Origin of the sequence: Alysiella filiformis, assembly GCF_014054525.1 — a bacterium.
Lineage (GTDB): Bacteria > Pseudomonadota > Gammaproteobacteria > Burkholderiales > Neisseriaceae > Simonsiella > Simonsiella filiformis.
This window is the reverse complement of sequence record NZ_CP059564.1, coordinates 1189896-1214562: the sequence shown is the minus strand read 5'-3', so window position 1 is coordinate 1214562 and position 24667 is coordinate 1189896. Positions and strand designations below refer to the sequence as shown.

General features: G+C 46.3%; 28 protein-coding genes and 1 pseudogene. 6 read left to right on the top strand and 23 right to left on the bottom strand.

The genetic code is table 11. The features are described from left to right. Window positions 1-32 precede the first annotated feature (32 nt). From H3L97_RS06035 to H3L97_RS05965, 16 genes and pseudogenes are all read right to left on the bottom strand, one after another. Window positions 33-611, bottom strand: coding sequence for a hypothetical protein (locus H3L97_RS06035; protein WP_097113647.1), 579 nt, complete (start codon window positions 609-611; stop codon window positions 33-35). Between the two features lie 93 nt (window positions 612-704). Then, window positions 705-1160 (bottom strand): chemotaxis protein CheX, encoded by a 456-nt coding sequence (locus H3L97_RS06030; RefSeq protein WP_097113648.1) that lies wholly within the window; start codon window positions 1158-1160, stop codon window positions 705-707. 1 nt (window position 1161) lies between these two features. After that, a complete protein-coding gene (locus H3L97_RS06025; RefSeq protein WP_097113649.1) occupies window positions 1162-1530 on the bottom strand; it encodes a response regulator in 369 nt (122 codons plus the stop codon). 19 nt (window positions 1531-1549) lie between these two features. Then, complete coding sequence (locus tag H3L97_RS06020; RefSeq protein WP_097113650.1) at window positions 1550-3658, bottom strand: ATP-binding protein; 2109 nt, start codon at window positions 3656-3658, stop codon at window positions 1550-1552. Window positions 3659-3954: 296 nt separating this feature from the next. Next, window positions 3955-5025 carry a 3-isopropylmalate dehydrogenase gene (leuB, locus tag H3L97_RS06015; RefSeq protein WP_097113651.1) on the bottom strand — a complete coding sequence of 357 codons (1071 nt, stop codon included), beginning with the start codon at window positions 5023-5025 and terminating at the stop codon, window positions 3955-3957. A gap of 348 nt (window positions 5026-5373) precedes the next feature. Continuing rightward, complete coding sequence (locus H3L97_RS06010; RefSeq protein ID WP_097113652.1) at window positions 5374-5604, bottom strand: type II toxin-antitoxin system RelB/DinJ family antitoxin; 231 nt, start codon at window positions 5602-5604, stop codon at window positions 5374-5376. Window positions 5605-5809: 205 nt separating this feature from the next. After that, the gene (locus H3L97_RS06005; protein ID WP_097113677.1) at window positions 5810-6709 is read right to left on the bottom strand and encodes an aldo/keto reductase; all 900 of its coding nucleotides are present in this window, start codon (window positions 6707-6709) and stop codon (window positions 5810-5812) included. A gap of 54 nt (window positions 6710-6763) precedes the next feature. Then, window positions 6764-7369, bottom strand: coding sequence for a hypothetical protein (locus H3L97_RS06000; RefSeq protein WP_097113653.1), 606 nt, complete (start codon window positions 7367-7369; stop codon window positions 6764-6766). 90 nt (window positions 7370-7459) lie between these two features. Further along, complete coding sequence (gene leuD / locus H3L97_RS05995; protein ID WP_097113654.1) at window positions 7460-8098, bottom strand: 3-isopropylmalate dehydratase small subunit; 639 nt, start codon at window positions 8096-8098, stop codon at window positions 7460-7462. Between the two features lie 76 nt (window positions 8099-8174). Further along, window positions 8175-8297 (bottom strand): hypothetical protein, encoded by a 123-nt coding sequence (locus H3L97_RS12035; protein ID WP_257010978.1) that lies wholly within the window; start codon window positions 8295-8297, stop codon window positions 8175-8177. A 24-nt stretch (window positions 8298-8321) separates the two neighbouring features. Continuing rightward, window positions 8322-8537 (bottom strand): hypothetical protein, encoded by a 216-nt coding sequence (locus H3L97_RS05990; protein WP_097113655.1) that lies wholly within the window; start codon window positions 8535-8537, stop codon window positions 8322-8324. Window positions 8538-8690: 153 nt separating this feature from the next. Further along, entirely contained in the window at window positions 8691-8921 is a 231-nt protein-coding gene (locus H3L97_RS05985) for a putative periplasmic lipoprotein (protein WP_097113656.1), read from the bottom strand. Window positions 8922-8954: 33 nt separating this feature from the next. After that, window positions 8955-9182 carry a hypothetical protein gene (locus tag H3L97_RS05980; RefSeq protein WP_097113657.1) on the bottom strand — a complete coding sequence of 76 codons (228 nt, stop codon included), beginning with the start codon at window positions 9180-9182 and terminating at the stop codon, window positions 8955-8957. Between the two features lie 66 nt (window positions 9183-9248). Further along, a complete protein-coding gene (locus H3L97_RS05975; protein ID WP_179655776.1) occupies window positions 9249-10397 on the bottom strand; it encodes a hypothetical protein in 1149 nt (382 codons plus the stop codon). A 72-nt stretch (window positions 10398-10469) separates the two neighbouring features. Next, window positions 10470-11879: a 3-isopropylmalate dehydratase large subunit gene (gene leuC, locus H3L97_RS05970; RefSeq protein ID WP_097113659.1), complete on the bottom strand. Its 1410-nt coding sequence runs from the start codon at window positions 11877-11879 to the stop codon at window positions 10470-10472. 235 nt (window positions 11880-12114) lie between these two features. Continuing rightward, window positions 12115-12965 (bottom strand): annotated as a pseudogene (locus tag H3L97_RS05965) (DsbC family protein). Window positions 12966-13775: 810 nt separating this feature from the next. Between H3L97_RS05965 and H3L97_RS05960 the strand changes: the two are divergent. Together H3L97_RS05960 and H3L97_RS05955 are read left to right on the top strand one after the other, a co-directional pair. Continuing rightward, window positions 13776-14567 carry a 3'-5' exonuclease gene (locus tag H3L97_RS05960; RefSeq protein ID WP_097114962.1) on the top strand — a complete coding sequence of 264 codons (792 nt, stop codon included), beginning with the start codon at window positions 13776-13778 and terminating at the stop codon, window positions 14565-14567. Continuing rightward, on the top strand, window positions 14567-15433 hold the full coding sequence (locus tag H3L97_RS05955) for a prephenate dehydrogenase (RefSeq protein ID WP_097114963.1): 867 nt from the start codon (window positions 14567-14569) through the stop codon (window positions 15431-15433). The genes H3L97_RS05960 and H3L97_RS05955 overlap by 1 nt, the downstream gene beginning before the upstream one ends. 338 nt (window positions 15434-15771) lie before the next feature. Here H3L97_RS05955 and H3L97_RS05950 read toward each other — a convergent pair whose 3' ends face one another. After that, window positions 15772-16578 carry a sulfite exporter TauE/SafE family protein gene (locus H3L97_RS05950; RefSeq protein ID WP_097114964.1) on the bottom strand — a complete coding sequence of 269 codons (807 nt, stop codon included), beginning with the start codon at window positions 16576-16578 and terminating at the stop codon, window positions 15772-15774. A gap of 147 nt (window positions 16579-16725) precedes the next feature. Here H3L97_RS05950 and H3L97_RS05945 point away from each other — a divergent pair, with 147 nt between their 5' ends. Then, window positions 16726-17022, top strand: coding sequence for a hypothetical protein (locus H3L97_RS05945; protein WP_097114965.1), 297 nt, complete (start codon window positions 16726-16728; stop codon window positions 17020-17022). 57 nt (window positions 17023-17079) lie between these two features. On the opposite strand, the gene H3L97_RS05940 is transcribed toward H3L97_RS05945, so the two are convergent. Further along, window positions 17080-17439 (bottom strand): hypothetical protein, encoded by a 360-nt coding sequence (locus H3L97_RS05940; RefSeq protein WP_097114966.1) that lies wholly within the window; start codon window positions 17437-17439, stop codon window positions 17080-17082. 98 nt (window positions 17440-17537) lie between these two features. Between H3L97_RS05940 and H3L97_RS05935 the strand changes: the two genes are divergently transcribed. Beyond that, a complete protein-coding gene (locus tag H3L97_RS05935; protein WP_097114967.1) occupies window positions 17538-17762 on the top strand; it encodes a sulfurtransferase TusA family protein in 225 nt (74 codons plus the stop codon). Window positions 17763-17863: 101 nt separating this feature from the next. On the opposite strand, the gene H3L97_RS05930 is transcribed toward H3L97_RS05935, so the two are convergent. The 4 genes from H3L97_RS05930 to H3L97_RS05915 form a co-directional block, all read right to left on the bottom strand. Continuing rightward, window positions 17864-18376 (bottom strand): peptidylprolyl isomerase, encoded by a 513-nt coding sequence (locus tag H3L97_RS05930; protein WP_097114968.1) that lies wholly within the window; start codon window positions 18374-18376, stop codon window positions 17864-17866. Window positions 18377-18473: 97 nt separating this feature from the next. After that, window positions 18474-19259 carry a M48 family metallopeptidase gene (locus H3L97_RS05925; protein WP_097114969.1) on the bottom strand — a complete coding sequence of 262 codons (786 nt, stop codon included), beginning with the start codon at window positions 19257-19259 and terminating at the stop codon, window positions 18474-18476. A 23-nt stretch (window positions 19260-19282) separates the two neighbouring features. After that, window positions 19283-19975 carry a RadC family protein gene (gene radC / locus H3L97_RS05920; protein WP_097114970.1) on the bottom strand — a complete coding sequence of 231 codons (693 nt, stop codon included), beginning with the start codon at window positions 19973-19975 and terminating at the stop codon, window positions 19283-19285. 62 nt (window positions 19976-20037) lie between these two features. Beyond that, window positions 20038-20454, bottom strand: a complete 417-nt coding sequence (locus tag H3L97_RS05915; protein WP_097114971.1) for a YidB family protein — start codon at window positions 20452-20454, stop codon at window positions 20038-20040. A 220-nt stretch (window positions 20455-20674) separates the two neighbouring features. On the opposite strand from H3L97_RS05915, the gene H3L97_RS05910 reads away from it, so the two are divergent. Together H3L97_RS05910 and dusB are read left to right on the top strand one after the other, a co-directional pair. Continuing rightward, window positions 20675-21994: a hypothetical protein gene (locus tag H3L97_RS05910; RefSeq protein ID WP_097114972.1), complete on the top strand. Its 1320-nt coding sequence runs from the start codon at window positions 20675-20677 to the stop codon at window positions 21992-21994. A gap of 55 nt (window positions 21995-22049) precedes the next feature. Beyond that, window positions 22050-23057, top strand: a complete 1008-nt coding sequence (gene dusB, locus H3L97_RS05905; RefSeq protein WP_097114973.1) for a tRNA dihydrouridine synthase DusB — start codon at window positions 22050-22052, stop codon at window positions 23055-23057. Window positions 23058-23078: 21 nt separating this feature from the next. On the opposite strand, the gene aldA is transcribed toward dusB, so the two are convergent. Beyond that, the gene (gene aldA, locus H3L97_RS05900) at window positions 23079-24521 is read right to left on the bottom strand and encodes an aldehyde dehydrogenase (protein ID WP_097114974.1); all 1443 of its coding nucleotides are present in this window, start codon (window positions 24519-24521) and stop codon (window positions 23079-23081) included. Window positions 24522-24667: the final 146 nt, after the last annotated feature.

Genomic DNA, 24667 nt, shown 5'->3' with positions numbered 1-24667 from the left:
AAAAAACGATTCAGACTGCCTGAAAAAATCCATTACGGCTCAATGCGTACTTTGCTGATGATTTCGTCCAATGCCGCCAAATCCGCGTCTTCACTGGTCGCGCACACATTGTAAACCTGCTTATCTTGCACCGCCACCAAGCAACTTTCATTCAAAGCCGTTTCGCCACTTTCATCGGTTTGGCTAAAATGGTAAGTTAATTGATTTTCCGTCAAATTCGCTTGGCTGTTTTTCAAAGCCGCGTCATTTTTGATGGCTTGCGCCAATTTGTTCAAATAGGCTTTACCATCAGCCACTTCTCCAGCCTGAATCGCATAAATGCCGATGTTTTTATCCGTATCATGTTGCAATAAAAGCAATTCTTCGGCTTGCACGTTTTCGGGCAGCATGGTTGCATCACCCAATTTATCGGCAAAAGCACCCGAAACGGCAATCGCAATTTTGCCATTCTTGCTTTTCAATTCAGCAGGAGCCGTTTCTGCTGGTTGCACCGCCACAGACTCGGCTGGGGCAGACGCTTGCGGTGCTGCCGCCACACCCCCACTGGGCTGACCATTACAGGCAGCCAACATCAGGCTACCGATGATTAAACTTAAAAATTGGGTTTTCATCACTTGTTTTCCTCAAATCCAAAAATCAATCTTATTTTTCAAGCACATTCAGGCAGCCTGAAAATTCAGGCTGCCTGTAAACGTTTCACACCATCAAGGTTTACGCAAAGAAATCACGATTGCCGCGCTGCGTGCTTTCCAAGTAATCGGAATCACAAACGAGCGGTCTTTGCGTGGCAACAAAATTTCATCAGGCGCACCACGCAACACAATCGGCACAGAAATTTCAAATTCTTCGCCAAATTCGCTACGCGCATTACCCGCAATGGTATTTGCCACTTCGCCAACCAAGTCAATCATGAAATCTTCACTCAAATCCTTTTCGCCCATCAAAACCAACAGGCGTTCCAACAATTCACGCGGTGCAGTAAAGTAAACAATACCTTTGCTTTTGCCAGAAATGGCAATCACACCCGTAAAATCCTTGGCAGAAGGCACACTGTTTTCCACCAAATAAGGCGTTCCAACCACCAATTCTTCGGGGTCCATCATTTGATAGAAATATTTTTGTACGCCATCAAGGAATACTTGTAACTTTTCTTCTTTCATTTTAATTACTTTCCATCATTTCCATTAATGCTTGAAAAAGGTCTTCATCGGTAAAGGGCTTGCAAATAAAACCACGCGCACCGTATTCCAATGCTTTAATGCCCGTTGCTTTATCCGATAAAGCAGAAATAACCAAAATATTGGCATCTTCATCCATGGCAGTGATTTCTGAAATGCACTCCAAGCCGTCCATTTTGGGCATGGTCAAATCCATGGTAACCAAATCAGGGCGATGTTGGCGATACAATTCCAAAGCTTCTGCGCCATTGGTTGCCGTTGCCACAACCACAAAATCCATTTCTTTTGACCCGCGTGTGATTCGGTTGCGAATCACATTCGAATCATCAACAATCATAATTGTTTTTGCCATTGTTTTTCCTTAAATTGGATTATGCCACATTTTTGGGGAAGGTAAACGTAAAGCGTGTGTAAGAACCCAAAGAAGTGGAAATATTGATTTTACCGCCAATTGCATTCACACGGTCTTTAATCACGTCCAAACCTACGCCACGACCCGCATCACCCGTGGATTGCTCCAAAGTGGAGAAACCTGAACTGAACATCAATGCCAGCAATTCTTTTGTTCCCAATTCAGCAGCCTGTGCTTCAGTGTATTTGCCCAAGCGAACGGCTTTTGCACGAATGGCTTCATAATCAATACCATGACCATCGTCTTCCAAATTCAACACAAATTGCTCGGGCGATTCCAAAACTTCCATGCGAACATGACCCGCTTCCAATTTGCGATTTTTTTGACGCTCTTCAGGCAGCTCAATACCGTGTACCACCGCATTACGCAATAATTGTACTGCCACTTCATTGATGGTGGTGCGAATGGTTTCATTGCTGATTTCGCTCACGCCCACATAGCTGAAATCCACAATTTTCTTATTGCGTTCAGCCACTTCGCCCACAAAACGTTTGTAATAATCGGCAATATGAGGACGCGCTGCACTGGCTTGATTGCCTTCTGACACATTGCCACCACTGCCCAAACGGCTTACCAAATCTTCAATGGTTTGGGTCAAGTTCATCAATTCTTCCAAATGCACCGCCAAACCCAAGAAATTCTCGCCCGACAAAGTGGCGTTGGCTTGAATTTTTTTCAATTCACTTTCAATGTTCTCCGCAATCACGGTAAAGCCATATAAGCTCAATGCCGATGCCTCACCTTTCAGGCTGTGTACTTCACGGAACACATGCTCGGCTTTGGTACGCAATTCATTTTGGCGTTCACCAGGGGCTTTCAATACGTTGTTGATTGCCATATTGCGGCGTTGTGTGTTGCGCACAAAATCGTCAATCATCACGCGGTCAGAACGCAAAATGGTACTCAACATTTCCAGTTGCATGTCATTTTGTTCGCGTTCATCTTCAATTTTCTTTTCCAGCAACACGGCATCGGTAACGTCTGAAACGTTTACCAATACGCGCGAAATGTCATTACCATGATACACACGGTTGAACTTAAAATCCAAATAACGCAACACATTGGTATTGCCTTCTGGCACCATCATGGCTTGGCGTGTCAATGGGTTCAAGCTGCCAATCAAACGCTCTTTCACACGGGGATTGTATAATTGACCAATGAAACTGTGGGTGGTGTTCAAATCTTCTTGCGAAATCATTGCACCCAACACTTCCACCAAGTTGCGACCGCCTAATTGACGTTGTCCCAACAATTTTTCCAATTCTTTGGAATATTGTGAACCGATGTTCAAGTCTTTGTCCAACAAGAACAAACCTGTACTTACGGTGTTCATAATCTCATCGGTTTCATTGCGGGCTGCATCGGCTTTCGCGTCAGATGCAAGCAATTGGCGCAAGAATACGAATACGAAAATCACAAAGTAAATCACCGCACCCGCAATACCCAAACCTTGTACCCAACCCAAAGTATTGGTTCGTGAAACAATTTTGCCATTCAACACATCAATGGTGGTTTCAATGTCTTCGTTCATTTTATCATGTGAGTTTTGCGCATTCATAACCGCCAAGTCCAAATTGGACGAATTGGCAGTAGGCGAAGTGGCTTCTTTCAAATAATTTTCAATTTGACCAGCCAATGAACCCCATGTTTTGCTTAAATTTTCCATGCGTTCAGCATTGCCATCTTGGGTCAATGAACCCACTTCAATTGAATCGCCATTTTCGGTTTTGGCAACACCACCTTTACGCAAAGCTTCAATGTTGGTGGTCATGATGGTGCTGGCATCGCGCAGCATTTGCAAGCTGTGGGCAATGTGTGGACTGTTTGGGTCTTCGCCATAACTCAATTTCAAGTTAAACAAGTTCTGCATCATGTTGTGCGATGCGTGGTGCAATTCGCTGACTGCCGTCAATTCTTGGTTATTGCGACCGATTTGGGACGACAAATTGAGCGACACCGCCATCAAAGCGGCAATCAGCACCAAGAAAACCGTTACAGACAAAATCAAACCACGATAGCGCGCAAACGTGCTTTGTGATTTTATTTCTGGTGTTTTTGTAGTAGCCATTTCATTAAATTCCTAATCAATCAAAACATTAAAAATTAAAACCTTGATTTTGACTCATCAATCAGCTCGCTTGACTTGCCGACTTTTGCTTTAATTTTGTGCCATCATGGGACTTTGGCATTTTTAAAATTGCCCATTGCTGAATCTTGTATCTTAATCTGAAATGGCTGTTTTGTAAACGAAGTCAGCGCATTTTGATACAAAATTTAACAAAATGGTGTGTGATGTGATTTCAGGCAGCCTGAAATGGTATGCCCTACCCTGTTCAGGCTGCCTGAAATGCCATTTGGCTGATTTTACAATGCCGCAATCACCGCATCGCCCATTTCGGAACAAGACACCAATTTCGTGCCTTCTTCAAAAATATCGGCGGTACGCAAACCTTGTTCCAACACTTTTTGCACGGCATGTTCAATTTGTTTGGCGCGGTTTTCGTCATTCAAACTGTAACGCACCAACATCGCCAGCGACAAAATGGTCGCCAAAGGATTGGCTTTGTTTTGCCCTGCAATATCGGGCGCAGAGCCGTGCGATGGCTCATACAAACCCTTGCCCGTTTCGTTTAAAGACGCGGAGGGCAACATGCCGATGGAGCCCGTCAGCATGGACGCTTGGTCACTCAAAATGTCGCCAAAGATATTGCCAGTGGCAATCACGTCAAATTGCTTGGGCGCGCGCACGAGCTGCATGGCGGCATTGTCCACATACATATGGCTTAATTGCACATCGGGGTAATCTTTTGAAACTTCTGTGAAAATTTCTTTCCACAATTCGGTTGTTTCCAAAACATTGGCTTTGTCCACGCTGCACAATTTTTTGTTGCGTTTTTGGGCTGCCTGAAACGAAACGTGGGCAATGCGGCGGATTTCGCTTTCGCTGTATTTCATGGTGTTGAAACCTTCGCGTTCGCCATTTTCCAGCGTACGAATGCCACGCGGTTCGCCAAAATAAATGTCGCCCGTCAATTCGCGCACGATTAACACGTCCAAACCCGCCACCACTTCGGGTTTGAGCGTGGAGGCGTTTGCCAATTCTTTGTACAACACGGCTGGGCGCAAATTGGCAAACAAATTCAAATCTTTGCGAATCGCCAGCAAGCCGCGCTCGGGGCGCAATGGGCGTTCCAACAAATCGTATTGTGGCGAACCGACCGCGCCGAGCAATACCGCGTCTGCTTGGCGACACAGGTTTTGCGTGAATTCGGGGTATGGCGCACCGTATTGGTCGTAGGCTTCGCCGCCCAAAGGCGCGTAGTCGTATGCCACGTCCAAGCCTTGTTCAATCAATTTGTCCAACACGCGCACGGCTTGGGCGATGATTTCGGGTCCGATACCGTCTCCGCGTAAGATGGCGATTTGTTTGGTCATTTTGTTTTGTCCTTTGTTTTGGTTTAAGAAAAGTTTTCAGTACGCTACAAAATTCTGAAAAATTGCTTGAAAGCAGGCGATACTTTTTTGCTTACCACCTATTTATCCCCTCTCCTGTGGGAGAGGGTTAGGGAGAGGGTAAAACGGGCAATATTCAACGATTTTTCCCTCTCCCCAGCCCTCTCCCAAAGGAGAGGGAGTAAGTAGATTGAGTATCAACGATTTTAGGCAGTATTTCATTTTTTGTAGGGTAGTGTAAGAAAAGTTGAAAAATACATTTGCTGGACGCAATTCTTTTCAGGCAGCCTGAAATAGTGGCTAATCCATTTATGTTTATGATTGCTGACGCTATACATCATATTTTTTATTTTTCCGATAATCTTCAATGGCTTGCATGGTGGTGGGATTGGCTTCGTAATTGATGTTTTGATAATCCAGCGACAAAGGAATGGTATTGGTGTGCGCGATTTGGGTCAGAAACATTTTGAATGCTTGGCTAGGGGTCATGCCAAAACGTTCAATCACCGCAAAAGATTGTTTTTTCAAATCATCATCAACGCGAATATTGATGTTTGCCATATTCACATACTCCTGAAATGTATTGCAGATGTTTTACATTGTAATGCAAAATGACTGATTTGTGTTTTCAGGCTGCCTTTCAGTACACGACATTTTGTAGGTCGGGCATTCATGCCCGACGATGTGCTATGATTTCTGATGTCGGGCATGAATGCCCGACCTACGGAAATGTTTTTTGTCGCGTACTGAAAGACAGCCTGAAAACTCACGGCACAGGTTTGCCCACAGACGCGCTGTAAATCTGAATCCAATCTTCTTCGCTGAAATTCAGGCGCAGCGCGTCCACCGCATTGCGAATGCGCTCAATTTGACCGCTCCCCACAATCGGCATGATTTTCGCTGGGTGGTTGAGCAACCACGCATAAGCCAATGTATCCAAACGATTTTCGCCATATTTTTCGCCCACTTCGCGCAAGGCAGCCTGAATGCGTTGGGCGCGTTCATCGTTGCCGTCAAACAATTTGCCGCCCGCCAAAGGCGACCAAGCCATGGGTTTCATGCGTTTTTCCAGCGCAAAATCCAAATCGCCATTGTCAAACGAAGTCAAGCACATGGGCGAAATTTCAATTTGATTCGTTACCAAATTTTGCCCCAAATGCGATTGCAACATCTTGATTTTACCTACAGGAAAATTGGACACGCCAAAATGTTTGACCAAACCGCGTGAATGCAAATCGTCAAATGCCGCCGCAATTTCTTCGGGATTGGCGCACGGAGACGGACGATGAACCAGCAACACGTCCAAATAATCGCATTGCAATTCGCGCACGGAACGCTCTGCCGACCAAATGATGTGCTGGCGCGAATTGTCGTAATGTTTGCGGCGCATCTCTGGAAAGGTTTGATTGGGAAAGAGAATCCCAAATTTGCTGACCAGTTGCATTTTATCGCGCAAGCTGGGTTTTGCCGCCAATGCTTTGCCAAACGCGGTTTCGTTGGTAAAACCGCCATAGCAGGCTGCGTGGTCAAAAGTGGTGATGCCCAAATTCAACACATTTTCAATTAAATCAATGTATTGTTCGGTATTCAAGCCCCATTCGTGGGCGCGCCAATAGCCGTGAATAATGCGGCTGAAATTTAGGGTGTCGTTTAATTGGATTTGCATGATGATTCCTTGTTTTATTTTAAAAAATCGTTTTTCAGGCTGCCTGAAAATCAATTAAATGCCTGTTTTATCAAAAAATATTTTCAACCCCATTTTCTTTGCCAAATTGCCGAATAAATCATCAATTTGTTTGAGCAAAATGGGGTCGCTTTTGCCGAATAAAGTGGCGGTTTCCATTTCCAAAATCAGGTGGGCTTTGCCATTTTTATCGTAAACATTCAACAAAATCAATTTATTATCTCTGGATAAACACAGGGGACGATATTCGTACATCAAAGAAGAAACCACGCCCAACTCAATGGTCTCAACTTTTTGATTTTCATGAACAATCATGATTTCGCGTTTGCTTAAATCAAATTGTAAACGCGAATTTTTGGGCGGTTTGCGAAAAAGAAATCGGTGCAATGGCGCAAACACATAAACCCCAAAACTCAACATTATCATCAATAAAATCAACGGGATAATCATTATATCAATCACCATAAACGAATATTCCAGCCATTTCAAAGTTTGGCGCACCACCTGCGTTTGATACCAAGCCAGCGTGTACATGGGTGCGGCATATTGCTGTTGCAAAAATTCAATTATTTCTTGATTTTCAATACCTTGTGATAACATTGCCACTGTTTTGGCGGTTTCGGATGAAAGTGGGGGCAACATCAATTTTTCCTTTCAGGCTGCCTGAAAACCAAAAAAAGCGAGCCACAAATGGGCATCAAACCCTTTGTTTTTCGCTTTTATTTTATTGATTTAATTGAACAACCATGGTTGTGCGGCTTTTCGTTGTGCTTCAAAGGCTTTGATTTCATCGGCATGTTGCAAAGTCAAACCAATTTCATCTAAACCATTGAGCAAGCAATGTTTTCGGTGTTCGGTAATGTCAAAATGGAACACTTCGCCACTTGGGGTGGTCAGGCTTTGATTTTGCAAATCAATGGTCAGTTGATAACCTTCGTTGGCAAAGGTTTCTTGAAACAGTTGTTCCACCTGTTCTTCTGTTAAAACAATGGGTAACAAGCCATTTTTGTAGCAATTATTGAAGAAAATATCGGCAAAACTGGGCGCAATCACGGCACGGAAACCGTAATCGTCCAAAGCCCAAGGCGCGTGTTCGCGTGATGAGCCGCAACCGAAATTTTTGCGCGTCAGCAAAATTTGTGCGCCTTGATAACGTGGTTGGTTGAGCGAAAAATCGGGGTTGAGTGGGCGTTTGCTGTTGTCCATACCGGGTTCACCGTGGTCTAGGTAACGCCATTCGTCAAAAGCGTTGGGACCAAAGCCCGAGCGTTTGATGGATTTGAGAAATTGTTTGGGGATAATCGCGTCTGTGTCCACATTGCTGCGGTCAAGTGGCGCGACAAGGGCGGTGATTTGTGTGAAGGCTTTCATCTTGTTGTTCCTAAAAATGTTTTTCAGGCTGCCTGAAAATGCGCCATGCTGTTTTCAGGCAGCCTGAATCAAAAAATCATTGCTCTTCTTGATATTGCACTTTTTCCCAAGTGGTGGCTTCGCTGTGAACGTGGCTGCGCGTGTCGGCACAAGCAGCCAAACCCAATGCCATCAGGGTCAAAATCAATGCTTTTTTCATAATGTATTCCTTTATATTTAAAAATCAATCGGCTTTAATTGCGTCAATGGTTTTGTTCCAACGGGTTTTGGTGCCTTCTTTGGTGCGTTCCCATTGGCTTTCCACTTTGTCGCCAGCGCGTTCCAATTTGTTTTCCACTTTATCGCCCACGCGCGATGCGTCATTTTTGACACCGCTCCAAGTGCTGGAACACGCGCTCAAAGCAAATGCAACTGCGCCCAATAATGCGATTTTTTTCATGATGAACTCCATAAAAATATTAAAAAAAATGTGTTTTGAAAATGTTTAAAATGCTGCGAAACAAGGCGCATTATACGCCATGTTTTCAGGCAGCCAAACTCTACCCAAACATAACACACCTTTTCACAAGCAAAAACCACGCCAAAAACGCGCTTATTTGGCAATTTTTTGCAGCAAATCGCCTGTTACTTTCATGCTTTTGCCAATGAATTCGCTGCTGCTTTTCATCACAGAAGTGGCATTATCCACCACATCAGGGTTTTTACGGATATATTCTGTGGTTTGTTGGATGTTCTCGGTTGTGTCTTGCAAGGCACTTTTTACAGTGCTGGCACAGCCATTAAGCAATAACACACTTGCCAATAAAAAGATTTGTTTTTTCATGATACTGTTCCTTATTTAAATTGAGGGTTAAATTTATTTTGTGATTTCTTGCAAATATTCGCCTGTGGCTTTCATACCTTTGCCGATGAGTTCGCCGCCGCGTTTCAAAGTGGACGTGGCATTGTCCACCACATCAGGGTTTTGACGGACATATTCGGTGGCATGATAAATATTGTTGGACGTGTCTTGTAACGCGCCTTGCATGGTGTTGGCGCAAGCGTTGAGCAATAAAATGCTGCTGAATAAAAAGATTTTTTTCATGTTTTTCCTTTTCAGGCTGCCTGAAAATGTGGGGGACGCACGGCTCACCCTACGAAAACTAAATATTTAGGGAAAAACTGTTACTTTTTTAATTTTAGCTTTTCGGGTTTTATCCACAGCGTGATTGAAAAAATGTTCAAAAACAGGGTCATTATCATCAGGATTCAAACGACCATCTTCCAAATATTCATTCCATCGTTTTTCATCAGAAAAACAATTTAAACTACTGGGGCGATGATAGCCAAATTCATCATCAGGTGCCATGTCAAAACCAATATATTCTGATAAAACTTGATTGGTTTTAATATCTTCAAATGCAATTCTCCCACGCCTAATACCTTTTTGACGGTCAGCGACAGTGGAAATATCGTATATTGTCAAACGATAAGTTGCATAAATATGAAGATTAGGTACGGGATTTCGAACAATATCTGTATCTTTAAGACTATCCCAATCCCTAGCCCAATCTTTTGCTACTTGTGTCAATCCTGCTTCACGCCACCATTCTTTTGTACCACTTATATAGAAATATCTCATTTCAAGGGGATGTTCTAGGCTTTCACCATAAGTATTAGATAGAATATACTCTTTTTTCAACCTACCTTTTTCAAAATACGGCGTAAAATATTTCGCAGTCCATTCATTTTCCCTAATATTGTCTTGGACTGTTTGTACAAATGCAGCATCTGTTAATTTAATAATTTCATCTTTACCTTTATCCCGAACACGGTTTACCCATGAAATGGCTCCTTCATATTGTTCGTGACAATTATTGGTACATTTTTTATGCAAATCAGATAACTGCTGCTGCATCTCTTCCCTCTGTTGCTTCGGGAGAAATCTGTCTACCACAGGGTGGCTACTACCATACCTATATTCATTTCCCTCAATAAAAATACCTGATTGAGCAGGGATTTTTTGATAAACGGTCATTTTACTTTCAGTTTTACAAGCGTGTAATAAATTATTTCTGCGTCTGTGTGCTTCTGGCATCCATTCTTGTTGTTTTAATTTTGCATATTTTTCTTTCTCTATTTTATCTGTAATTTTCAGATAAGTTGGTACGGAAATCAGGCAAATAATAGCAAGTAATACAGATGGTATGATTCTATTGGTAATGAGATAACAAATAACCCCAACACCAATGCTACCAAGAATATAAAAAATCATGATATAAATCAGGATAGTATATCCAAGAGCATATGCAAAACCCATATATTTTCCCCTATCATGAATATCAGGCAGCCTGAAACCCATTTTCCACCCTTTCAGGCTGCCTGAAACATTTTACATCGTGCGAATATCGGTAAAATGCCCCGTAACCGCCGCCGCCGCCGCCATCGCTGGGCTAACCAAATGCGTGCGACCACCATTGCCTTGACGACCTTCAAAATTGCGGTTGGAGGTGGACGCGCAACGCTGTTGTGGTTGCAAACGGTCGGCATTCATCGCCAAGCACATGGAGCAACCTGGTTCGCGCCATTCAAAGCCTGCGTCCAAGAAAATTTTGTCCAAGCCTTCGCGTTCCGCTTGCGCTTTGACCACGCCAGACCCCGGTACAACCAACACGCGCTGAACATTGTCGGCTTTTTTGCGTCCTTTGGCGACTGCGGCGGCTTGGCGCAAATCTTCAATGCGCGAATTGGTGCAAGAACCGATGAACACGATGTCCACCGCGATGTCTTTCAAAGGCGTGCCTGCCTGTAAGCCCATGTATTCCAAAGCCCTTTCCATGCCAGCGCGTTTGACTGCGTCTGTTTCATCGGCTGGATTGGGGACTTTGCCGTTCACGTCTGCCACCATTTCGGGCGATGTTCCCCAAGTTACTTGCGGTTCAATGTCTTCGGCTTTGAAACGGTAAACTTTGTCAAATTCCGCGCCTTCGTCTGAAACCAAAGTGCGCCAGTAGGCTACGGCTTTGTCCCAATTTTCGCCTTTGGGGGCAAATGGGCGGTCTTTCACATAGTTGATGGTGGTTTCGTCCACCGCCACCATGCCGCTTCGTGCGCCTGCTTCAATCGCCATATTGCACAAAGTCATGCGCCCTTCCATGCTCAAACTGCGGATTGCCGAACCGCCAAATTCCACCGCATAACCCGTGCCGCCTGCCGTGCCGATTTGTCCAATGATGTACAGCGCAACGTCTTTGGCGGTAACGCCTTGTTTCAGGCTGCCTGAAACGTCAATCAGCATGGATTTGGATTTTTTTGCGGTAATACATTGGGTTGCCATCGTGTGTTCCACTTCGGACGTACCAATGCCGTGCGCCAACGCGCCAAATGCACCGTGTGTGGAAGTGTGCGAGTCGCCACACACCACCGTCATACCGGGTAAAGTTGCGCCTTGTTCAGGGCCCATCACATGCACAATGCCTTGACTTTCGTCCATAAATGGGAAATACGCCAATGCGCCAAATTCTTTGATGTTGCTGTCCAAAGTATCCACTTGCAATTTGGAAATGGGGTCTTTGATGCCTTGTGCGGTTTCGCCTGTGGGAACGTTGTGGTCGGCGGTGGAAACCACGCTGTCAATGCGCCACAGTTTGCGTCCTGCCATTTTCAAGCCTTCAAAGGCTTGTGGGCTGGTTACTTCGTGTACCAAATGGCGGTCAATATAGAGCAAAACGGTGCCGTCTTCTTCTTCGCGGACAACGTGGCTGTTCCAGAGTTTATCGTAAAGGGTTTGTGCTTGTGCCATGATGATTCTCGTTGAATGTGAATTTGAAAACAGGCATTTTAGATATTTTGGACAAAATTCGCAAGACAATGGCATTAGAATTGGACAATCAACATCATTATTGGACAAAATGTCCAATTTAATGATTTTTTGGCAAGAAAAAAGGGGGCAGATATGCCATCTCCCCCTGCTTTTCAGGCTGCTTTTTACCACACGACAATTTTTGTCGCGCATTGAAAGGCAGCCTGAAAAATCATTACTGTTGATTTTGTTTGATAATGGCTTCCAATTGCGGCATAGGCGCGTAGCCTGCCTGAACTTTACCATTTGGGAACACCATGGTGGGCGTACCGTTAAAGCCAAAACTTTCGCCCAAAGCGGTGGTTTCGTTCACAGGATTTTTGCATTCGGCAACTTTGGGTGGCATTTTGCCTTCGCGCATCCATTCGTTCCACGCTTTGGTGGGATTGGGTTGGCACATGATTTGCACGGCTTTGCGGCGACCATTGGGGTGCAACGAATCAATCGGCATCATGAAATTGTAGATGGTTACATCGGTCATTTTTGCCAATTCGCGCTCCAAGCGTTTGCAGAATGGGCAGTCGGGGTCGGAAAACGCCGCCACCACCAATTTACCGTTACCGCGTACTTCTTTAATGGCTTTGTCCAAAGGCAGGCTGCCAAAATCAATCACGTTCAAATCGGATTTGCGTTCTTCGGTTAAGCTGCGACCTTGTGTGGTTTCAATCAAATCGCCCACAAACATATAAGTGCCGGTTGAATCGGTGTAGGCGATTTGTTTGCCGTTCATCACCACTTCGTAAATGTTGGCAATGGGTGTGGTATTGACTTGCAAGACTTGCAATTTTTGGTCGGCGTAATTTTTTTCCAGCGTGCTGGCGATTTGTTTTGCCACATCATCTGGCACACCTTGACCCACTTTGGTGGGTGCGGCTGCCACTTGGGTGGATTGCATGGGCTGCTTGGCAACGGGGGCGGCTTGGCAACGGGGGCGGCTTGGGCTTTGCTTGCTGGCGTTTCGCCACAAGCAGACAATGCCAAAATTAAGGTGCTTGTGAAAATGCGTAGGGCAATGTTCTGTTTCATATTTTAAAATAATCAAAAGGAAAGGCGTGATTATGCCCAAGCCGCATTCTTTTTGCCAACAAAATTACATTTTTTTCGTTTTGGGGTTGATGTTTTGCGATTTTTTGGCAAAGCTGCCTGAAAAGCGTTTTTCGTTTACAATCCAAATGTTTTGCAAACAATAAGGTTGTTGCTTTCGGCGACTGACTTTTTAAAAAAGCAAGCCAAGTCAATGAATACCCAAAGATTTGAGCCTAAACAGCATTTTCAGGCTGCCTTGCGATACACAACAAAAGTGATTTGGCTGCCTGAAACTTTTGCAAAACTCGGTTTGTAGGGGCAGATTTCATATCTGCCCTGTTTAGAATTGCAGAAATTTTTATTTTTATCAATAACGTGAACTCGGGATAAGTCACTGTCAATTTGCCAACAAACCTGCCCTCTCTCCCTATGGGAAAGCGTTGGAGAGAGGGCTTGTTGAGCAGCATACCCTCTCCCCAGCCCTCTCCCACAGGGAGAGGGAGCAAAGTGACTTAAATTTATCAATCACTTTTATTCCGAAATCGCGTTATCAATAAATTGAAAAAAAGGGCAGATATGAAATCTGCCCCTACGAATTGAGTTTTGCAAAGGTTTCTGCCTGCAATCTGTCCCCTCCCCCGTCTGGCGGGGGAGGGTTAGGGTGGGGGTGGCACATTGGCTTTCTAACCCCCACCCCAGCCCTCCCCCTTTCACAGGGGGAGGGAGTAGGTTTGCGGCACCATCAAAAATTATCATACACTGCAAGGCTGCCTGAAAAAGCATTTCATCATTCAAAACAAGGATTTTTCCATGACCCCCATACTCACATTTGACATTGAAACCATACCCGACACAGCCGCCATTCGCCTGCTGGAAAAGCTGCCTGAAAGCCTAACGGACGCGGAAGTTGCCGAATACGCCTTCCAACAACGCCGTGCGAAAACGGGCAGCGATTTCATGCCCCATCATTTGCACAAAATTGTGGCAATTTCATGCTGCCTGCGTTGGGGCGACAAAATCCACATCGGCACACTCGGCAAACCCGACAGCAGCGAAAGCGAAACCATCGCCGAATTTTTCAAATTGATTGACAAATACACGCCACAGCTCGTGAGCTGGAACGGCGGCGGTTTTGACTTGCCCGTGTTGCACTATCGCGCTTTGGTGCACGGCATTCAGGCTGCGCGTTATTGGGACATGGGCGATGGCGATTTCCGCGACAGCAAAGATTTCAAATGGAACAACTACATAAGCCGCTACCATTCGCGCCATTGTGATTTGATGGATTTGTTGGCAATGTACACAGGTCGCGCCAATGCGCCTTTGGACGATTTGGCGAAAATGTGCGGCTTTGTCGGCAAAATGGGCATGGACGGCAGCCAAGTTTGGCAAGCCTTTTTGGACGGCAAAATCAACGAAATCCGCGATTATTGCGAAACCGATGTGGCAAACACCTACCTTGTTTACCAAAGATTCAGATTGATGACAGGCGCACTCAATCCACAAGAATACGAACACGAAGTGGAAAAATTGCACGAATACCTTGTTGAATTGGCAGATGAAAAAGCCCATTGGGCTGAATTTTTGGACGCTTGGTTGTGATGTTGCGGCAAATCACTTTAATTGGCGTGGGTTTGATTGGCGGCTCGCTGGTGCTGGATTTGAAACGCCACAAGCAAGTCCAAACCGTTTATGGCATTGATTTGGATAGCGAAAACCTCAATCGCGCTCTGGAACGCCACGTTATAGACCGCGCATTTGGCGAAATTTGTGCCGAAGCCATTTCATCGGCAGATTGGGTGGTCGTTGCCACGCCTGTGGCGACTTTGCCGTCCATTTGCGCCAAATTGGCAACATGGCTGCCTGAACACGCCATTGTGAGCGATGTGGGCAGCACCAAAGTTTCTGCGATTGAGGCTTTCAGGCAGCATTTGCCGCGTCATTTTGCGCGTTGCGTGGCAAGCCACCCGATTGCAGGTTCTGACCGAAGTGGCGCGTTGGCGGCGCAATTTGCCTTGTATCAAAACAAAAAATTGATTTTGTGTCCGCACGAACAGCAAGATTCAGCCTGCCTGAACACGGTGGCGAAATTGTGGCAAAGCGTGGGCGCACACACCCACATCATGCCAGCCGATGAACACGATGAGATTTTTGCGGCGGTGTCGCATTTGCCGCATTTGTTGGCATTTGCCTATGTTCATCAAATGCTTGACCACCCCAAAGGCGCACATTATTTGGATTTTGCTGGGAGCGGTTTTCGGGATTTCACGCGCATTGCCGCCAGCAATCCCGAAATGTGGGCAGACATTATGCTGGCAAATCAAAGCAGTATGCTGGATTTGATTGCAGCACAACAAAATCAGTTGGCGTATCTTTCAGGCTGCCTGAAATCGGGCAACAAAGCCGCATTGCGCGATTATTTTCAGGCAGCCAAGCAAATCCGCGAAGATTGGGGCGACAAACAGTAAAAAACGTGAGTTCGTGATAAAAATCATTGATAAATTGAAGTAATTTACTCCCTCTCCCTATGGGAGAGGGCTGGGGAGAGGGTTGCGGCTCAATAGCCCTCTCTCCAACGCTTTCCCATTGGTTGAGAGGGCTGGTTTGTTGGCAAATTGAAACCTTTGCAAAACCTACTTTTAAACTGACGTAGGGGCGGATTTCATATCCGCCCTTTTTTCAATTTATTGATAAGAATGAAAATTTCTGCGAACCTAAACGGGGCAGATATGAAATCTGCCCCTACAAACCGAGTTTTGCAAAGGTTTCAAATTAACAGTGCCTTATCTCAAACTGACGTTAAAAATTAGCCCATCATTTTCCAAAGCATTTGCGTGGCAATGAGCAAAAGCAAAATGCCCATTGCCATTTTCAATTTATCGGGCGACATTTTGTGTGCCACCTTCACGCCCAAAGGGGCGAAAGTCATCGTACACACCGCCAATGCCGCCACCGCAGGCAAATAGATGAATCCCAAAGTGTGTTCAGGCAGCCCTGCCACGCCCCAGCCCGTTGCCACAAAACCCAACAATCCCGACACCGACATCGCCCAAGCCAAAGCCGCCGAAGTGCCTGTTGCCATGTGCATCGGCACATTGCAATACACCATAAAGGGAACGGAAAGCGAACCACCACCAATCCCCACCCAACTGGACAACAAACCAATCACTTTACCTGCCCCCAATAAACCCCATTTTTGAGGTAATTGGCGTGTGGGTTTCGGTTTCAATTTCAACAACATCTGCACCGAAATCACATACAAAAACACAATAAAAAAACCTTGCAAAAACGCCGTGGGCAAATATTTTGCCACCGCCGAACCCACCAAACTGCCCACAACCATAGCTGGCGACAAATACCGCACAATGTGCCAATTGATTGCCTGCCGCTTGTGTTGCGCCCACGCGCTGGACAAAGTGGTAAACACCATAATCGCAAACGATGTCCCCAAGGCAATGTGTTGATTGTATTCGCCAATCACGCCCTGCTGGTGCAACAGCCACAGCACAATCGGCACAATAATCGTGCCACCGCCCACGCCCAACAAGCCTGCCAAAAAACCTGCCGCCGCACCCGCCAGCAGCAAAGCCATGATTAAATCAAATGTCCACATATTTTTTCCTTTACAAATGTGTGGCGAAATTGTACACGCATTTCAGGCTATAATTGCGTTTTCAGACAGCCTAATTTGGGCGTTTATTTGGGATTTTTCAGGCAGCATTGCCCTTTTAGGCAACCTGAAAAACACAGGAAAATCATCATGAGTATATTGGATTGGGCATTGATTTGCCTATTGAGCGGCATGGTGCTGCTGGTGTTGGCGGTGGTGTGGCAAATGTATGTGATGTTGAGCGAAACCCACACCCTAGACCGCTACGCCAACACCCCCCAAATGAAATGGGTGGCAATGTCGCTGTTTTTCAGTTTCAGTTTGAGCGTGTATTGGGTTTGCCCCAACGCACGAAAAAAAGGCGTGATTTTTGTGCTATTGGGTTTGTTGGGCAGCCTGATTTACGGCACAGGCATGTATTTGAAACGCATGGGTTTGCCCCAATAAAAATTGCCAACCCTTTGTTGATGGGGTTGGCAATGTTCAGGCTGCCCAAAAGCCATTTTAATGCATGGAATACACCGCATCTTCAACCACTTGTGTCACATACGACAACATGGTGTAGCGTTTCACAATCACATAAATTGCCACGCTTTCAAACTGCGGCACCAAATAAATAATATGATAATGCAATTTGGTGGTAATCAAAATGCGTTCGGCAACATCGCTCAATTCCAAAACTTTGACCATATTGGCATGGCGTTGCACCATATTGGCACACACTTCGCCAACTTGACGCAAATCCAAAGGCGCATTTTCTTGATAATCCAGCACTTCTTTGGTGCCAAAATTCACGATAACCGCGCCTTGAAAGCCTTCAATGGTGGCGATTTTTTGCATGGTTTTGGGGAAAAGTTTTTGCATTATGTTGTCCTTTGTAGAAAATGCCAAGCCAAATTTTAAACCCAATATGTTATCATTTTGTCAAAAAATATGCCATTTAAAACAGGAGTTCAAGCAATATGAATGAAATGACTTTGGATTTAAAGGGCTTAAAATGCCCCATGCCCATTTTGCACAGCAAAAAAGCCTTGGCAAAACTGGAAAGCGGCACATTGCTCACCGTGCTGGCAACCGATGCGGGTGCGCCCGATGATTTTGTCGCGTTTTGCCAACATACAGGGCATGAATTGCTGTCAAGTACCGCGCAAGATGGGGTGTTTACCCTTGTGATTCGGCGCAAATAACATCAATCAAGCCGCTTTTCCAAATTGTGTCGGGCAGTGAAAGGCAGCCTGAAACCCCATCAAAGCGTTTTCAGGCTGCCTGAATATCAAATATCTTGATTTTAAACGATTTCTGCTTTGGTAATCACCACCGCATCAACAGGCACATCATCGTGGTAGCCATGGCGTTTGGTTGCCACGTTTTCAATCGCGTCCACCGCGTCAAAGCCATCTGTTACTTTGCCAAATACGGCATAGCCCCATTCTTGCACCACAGGTTTGCCGTGCAATTCTTTGCCACGGAAATTCAAGAAATCATTGTGGGCGGTGTTGATGAAAAACTGTGCGCTGGCTGAATGCGGTGCGGAAGTACGCGCCATCGCAATGGTGTATTTGTCGTTTTTCAAGCCATTGTGTGCTTCGTTTTGGATGGATTCGCGGGTGGGTTTTTCGTTCATGTCAGCGTCCATGCCGCCGCCTTGAATCATGAAACCTTTAATCACGCGATGAAAAATCACACCATCGTAAAAACCGTCTTTCACATATTGTTCAAAATTGGCGGCGGTAATGGGGGCGTTTTGGTGGTCGAGTTCCAAAGTAATCACGCCGAAGTTGGTATGCAATTTCACTGCCATTGTGTCATTCCTTCAAAAAATCAGATTGTGGGAAAAAGCCATTTTATGTAAATGGGGCAATTATCGTCAAATTCAAGTTTTCAGGCTGCCTGAACATTTATTTTCGCCCAACTGCCTGTTGATACAACGGCATGACTTTGGGCAATTCGTCTTGAATCAATTTGATTCGCGCATTATTGGTGGGGTGGGTGGACGCGATTTTGTTCAAAACGGTGTTGTTGTTTTCCATGGCGTTCATTTTTTGCCACACGGTTACGGCGGCTTGGGGATTGTAACCTGCTTGTGCCATCAATTTTAATCCGCCCACATCGGCTTCGCGTTCTGCGCTGCGGCTAAATGGTTTTTGTACGCCCAAATCGCTGGCTAAATTCACGCCCAATCCCACCAATTCGGGGTTCACGCCTGTGTATGCCGCCAAAGCGTTGCCGCCTAATTGCGTTAAAATCCCCAAACCCACGCTGCGATTGGCTTCTTTTTTGCTGTGTTCCAGCAGGGCGTGGGTCATTTCGTGTCCCACAATGGCGGCGATTTCGTCATCGCTCAATTTTAATTTTTCCACAATGCCTGTGTACACCGCCATTTTGCCCCCTGGCATTGCCCACGCATTCAATTCATCGGAACGAATCACCGCCAATTCCCAATTAAAGGCTTGTCCTGTTTTGTTGGCGGCTTGGGCGTGTGGCACCATGCGGCGGAACACCTGTTGTATGCGTTGTGATGTGGCAGATGTGTTGTCCAATGCGCCTTGTTTGTGGGCTTGGGCTACGGTGGCGCGGTATTCTTGCGCGGCTTCTTGGTTGAGTGCGCCACTGTCCACCACCGAACAGGCAGATAGGGCAATGAAACTGGCACAAAGCCATGCGTTAAAGGTTTGTTTTCGCATAAATTCAATTCCGAAAAGGGTTTTCAGGCTGCCTGAATCGGCGCGAGCCAAGCACGTTGTTGAAACGACACCCAACCATGTGCCGTGATGATAAAATGGTCAAGCAGTTGAATGTCCAACAAATGCAAAGCCGATTGCAAACGTTGTGTTAAAACAAGGTCTTCGGCAGACGGTTCAAGGCTGCCTGATGGGTGATTGTGGGCAAAAACAATCGCGCTGGCGTGGTGTTGCAATGCCAATTTCAGCACTTCACGAATGTACACCGTGTTGTGCGCCACCGTGCCGCGCGACAATTCTTCACAGCTCATCAACTGATTTTGTTGATTGAGCAACAAAACAAGGGCAACTTCCACCTTTTCGCGCCCAATCCGCAAACGCAAATAATCGCCCACCTGCTGCGGCGAAGACAAAATCGGTTTATCGCGCAAGGCTTCGTGCAACACGCGCCGCCCAATTTCCAACACGGTGGCAAATTGGGCAAAACTGGCTTCGCCCATGCCTTTGTGTTGATACAATTCATCGGGCGTGGCGTGCATGACCGCACTCAAACTGCCAAAATAGCGCAACAAATCACGCGCCAATTCCACCGCATTTTTGCCGCGCGTGCCAACACGCAATAAAATTGCCAACAATTCGGCATCGCTCAATGTGGCAACGCCGTGTTCCAATAATTTTTCGCGTGGGCGTTCGTCTTCTGCCCAATGTTTGATGCTCATACAATCAAGGGAATAACATATTCAGGCAGCTTTTTATTATGTGAAATAAGCTGCCTGAAACATCATTTATTCAAAAATTGCATGGCAAGGCGTGCAATGTCGTCCATGCCAAAGCCGTCTGCGTCTGCTGCGTTGCCATTGGGGGTTAAGCCATTGACGATTTGGGGCAAATATTGTGCCAACAGGCTACTGGCTTGATTGCCATCCAAGCCCATTTGCGCGGCGGCTTGCGCCAAACCGCCACCCAAAGCGTTTTGCAGTTGGTCTGCGCCCACTGGGGCGTTGTCGCCATTGCCCACCCAGCTTTGCACAATGCTGTCCAAACCGCTTTGTTGTAATTGCGCCAACACCGCGCCCACACCACCATTTTGTTGCGTTAATTTTTGAAACAATTCAATGGCTTGAATTTGACCGTTGCCATCTGTGTCAGACAATAAAGACGAGGCGGCAGTAGAAAGCAAAGAATTGAGTAAGCTCATGATGTTTTCCTTCGTTTGAAAGCGACAATAAAAGCCGAAATTCTAACAAATTTATGGATTTGATTTGCGAGATTAACGCAATTTAGCAAACACATTCTCAAAGACCATTTTTGCAACGTTCAGGCTGCCTGAAAAGCATTTGAAAGCAGGAATGTGTGTCTTTTGGTAAACAGGGTGTATATAATTTATCAAGTTAAGTTAATCTTGTTTGGGGGTCAAAATGCACCGCAAAATACCACACTCGGTTTTGATGATGTCGGTGATGTTGTCATCATCGGCGTATGCCCAGTTGTCTTGCGAAAGCAGCTATGGCGTGATAACGCGCGTAGATGGCGTGTTGGGGCAAGCCATGTGTCAAAATCAATCGCAAATTTTCATTGATTTGGTCAAAAATCTGGAAAAAACCAACCCTGCCTACACCCGCACATCGGCAGCCGAAGTGCAAGGGCGATTCAATGATGTGGACATGACTTTGCATTATGCCGCCCATTCCAACACCCTGACTTTCACATCGCCCGAATTGAACATTGCCAACCAAACATTTACAGGCAGCACGCGCAAGGAATCGCAACGCATGTTTACCGATTGGCTGAAAAAAAGCGGTGTCATCGGTCAAATCATGAATCAGCAAGCCAAAACTTCGGCAAGCAGCCCCATTACAGGTGCAGGTGGCATGATGCCATCGGTGTCCAGCAGCGATTTTAATGTGGGCTGGCGCGACAGCAGCAATATTGTTGCCACACACAATGTGGCATTGTCATCGCCTGCCAATGCTTTGGATTCGGCAGACGGCACCTCATCTGCCAACACCACATCATCATCAAACAACCCAAGCAGCAGCCCTGCCAGTATGTTGGGATTGGGCTTGAATGTGGGTTCGTATTCCATTGATGGCAGCAAAGACAATGTGGATACCATTACTTTGCCATTGTCCTACTCGTTTAATATTCAAGAACATAGTGGGCAAAAAATCATTGTGAGCCTGCCTATAACCCTATACCAAGTGGGCAAAGCCAAAGGTTATCACGGTGGCGTGGGTTTGGGCTACCGCTATCCGCTCAACGACAAATGGACTTTAACCCCCAGCGTGCGCTACACCCTATCGGCTTCGGCAGACAGGGCAACGGTGGCTTCGGTAATGAGCGGCTCGCTGATGAGTACCTACACCGTTCCTGTGGGCAAATTTGATGTGGCGTTGGGCAATATGATTGGCTATTACAAAACAGGCAAATTCAAAACAGGCAATTATTCTTTTGACCCCAAAATCAAACAAACCATGTTGCGAAATGGCGTGATGTTGTCGCAGCCCATTACTTTAAAAGGCAAAAAATTGGCGGTGGAATATTCCGTCATTGACACACGCTATGTGGGCGGCAACAAACCCTTTTTGAGCCGAATGCAAGAATATGGCGTAACCGTTGGTTTGCACAAAGATGAAGTCGCCCAAAACAAAAAATGGTCGTCATGGCGCGGTGGCATAACCTATATGCGCGGTAAAAATGTGAAAGGTTTCACAGGCAATGTGGGCTATTGGTTTTAGAATCTGTTCAGGCAGCCTGAATGCTTTTTTTGCGAATAAATGGACTTGAATCAACATGCCGATTTTAGAAAAAATCAAACAATTCAAACTGATACTTTCGCCCATGGCGGGCATCACCGATAAACCGTTTCGCCAGTTGGCAAGGCAATTTGGTGCCGACCACACCGTCAGCGAAATGCTCACCAGCGACCCGACTTTACAAAACACGCGCAAAACCGCCCAACGCAGCGACCATTCAGGCGAACACGGCATCATTGCCGTGCAAATTGCAGGCAGCGAACCCGCTCAACTTGCCGCCGCCGCCCAATACCATGTCGCCAATGGCGCACAAATCATCGACATCAACATGGGCTGCCCCGTGAAAAAAGTGTGCAATGTGTTGGCAGGCAGCGCATTGTTGCAAAACGAAAAATTGGTCAATGAAATTCTGAATGCGGTGGTGCAAGCCGTTGATGTGCCAGTCACTTTAAAAACCCGTTTGGGCTGGGACGATGAACACAAAAACATCATGACCATCGCCAAAATGGCAGAACAGGCAGGCATTGCGGCTTTGGCGATACACGGTCGCACGCGCACGCAAATGTACAAAGGCGAAGCAAAATACGACTTAATCCACCAAGTAAAACAAGAACTTGGCATACCCGTGTGGGCAAATGGCGACATCACTTCACCGCAAAAAGCCGCGCAAGTTTTGGCAGAAACAGGTGCAGACGGCATTTTGATGGGACGCGGCGCACAGGGCAACCCATGGCTGTTTGCCGATGTGAAATATTATTTGGAAAACAACAAATTACCTGAACCGTTGCCCTTTCAGGCAGCCTGCGACACGATTTTGGCGCATTTGCAAACCATGCACGATTTTTATGGCGAAGTGGGCGGCGTGCGAATTGCACGCAAACACATTGGCTGGTATTTGGAGAATTTGCCCGATGGCGAAGATTGTCGCAAACAAATCAACCAAATAGACCATGCCAATCAACAGTTTGACACGCTGGCTGAATTTTTGCGCCAACAAAGTGAAAAACATGAATTTTGGCAACGGGATTATTTTCAGGCTGCCTGAAATATTTTTATTTCAATTTACTCAAATATTCGTTTCCAAATAAACCACTTGCGTTTGCAAATATTCTTCCAAACCGTGTTTGCCGTCTGCGCCGCCAATGCCCGATTTTTTCCAGCCAGCGTGGAAACCTTGCATGGCTTCAAAATTTTCGCGGTTGATGTAGGTTTCGCCAAACTGCAAACGGCGCGTTACATAAAACGCTTCGTTCAAATTGGTGGTGTACACGGAACTGGTCAAGCCAAATTCGCAATCGTTTGCCAAATCAATCACTTCGTCCAAAGTGTCAAAGGTGGCAATCGGCAAGACTGGACCGAAAGTTTCTTCTTTCATGATGTCCATGCCGTTGTTTACATTGGTCAAAACTGTGGGTTCAAAGAAATAGCCTTTGCCTGCCGCGCGTTTGCCGCCATACGCCAAAGTTGCGCCTTGCGACACGGCTCGTTGCACTTTTTCGGCTACGGCTTGCACGGCACGTTCTTCAATCAAAGGTCCCATTTCCAATGCGCCCGCTTCAGCTTCGGCTGGGTTGCCAAAACGCACGGCTTTCATCGCGGCAATCATTTTTTCGGTGAACGCGTCTTTCAGGCTGCTGTGAACGTAAACGCGCTCGGCGCAGTTGCAAATTTGCCCCGTGTTACCCACGCGCGATGCCAAAATGGATTTGACCGCCAAATCCAAATCCGCGTCTTTCAACACAATGGCTGGGGCTTTGCCGCCCAATTCCAGCGAAACTTTGGTGATGTTGTCCGCCGCAGCCGCCATAACCTGACGACCCGCCTCCACCGAACCCGTCAAGCTGACCATATCCACATTCGGGTGGGCTGCCAAAGCGTTGCCGATTTCCGCACCAGCCCCGTTTACCACATTGAACACGCCTGCTGGCAAGCCAACTTCATGCACAATTTCCGCGAAAACGTGGCAGTTAATCGGGGTAACGCTGCTGGGTTTGACCACAATCGTGTTGCCCGTAACCAGCGCAGGTGCCATTTTCCGTGCAATCAGGAAAAATGGGAAATTCCACGGCAAAATCCCCGCAATCACGCCCAATGGACGTTTGAACAGCAAAATGTTTTCGCGTGGGCGGTCGCTTTGAATGATTTCGCCTTCGTAGCGTCTTGCCCATTCCGCTTGGTAATCCATGTAGTCGGCTGTAAACATCACTTCAATGCGTGCCAAGTCTTTGGTTTTGCCGCCTTCGGCAACGATGATGTCGGTCAATTCATCGGCACGGGCGCGAATGCCTGCCGCAATTTGGCGCAAATACGCACCGCGTTCTACGGCTGGCAAGCGTTCCCACGCGCTTTGGGCGGCTTTGGCTGCCTGAACGGCACGGTTCACATCGTCTGCGCTGCCTTTGGGTTCGTGGGCGATGATTTCTTCGGTGGCAGGGTTCAGCACCTTGCGGTATTCGCCAGCAAATTCGGTTTCAAAACGACCGTTGATGTACATTGCGAGCTGTTTCATATTGCATTTTCCTTTGTTGAGAGACGATTGATGTAGTGCAATGTAGTCAAAAAAAGCCGTTTTGACAAGCAGATTTACCTTTCAGGCAGCCTGAAATGACCCACATCAATATCCCCATTCAGAAACATGGTCGCGCCTGTTAAATT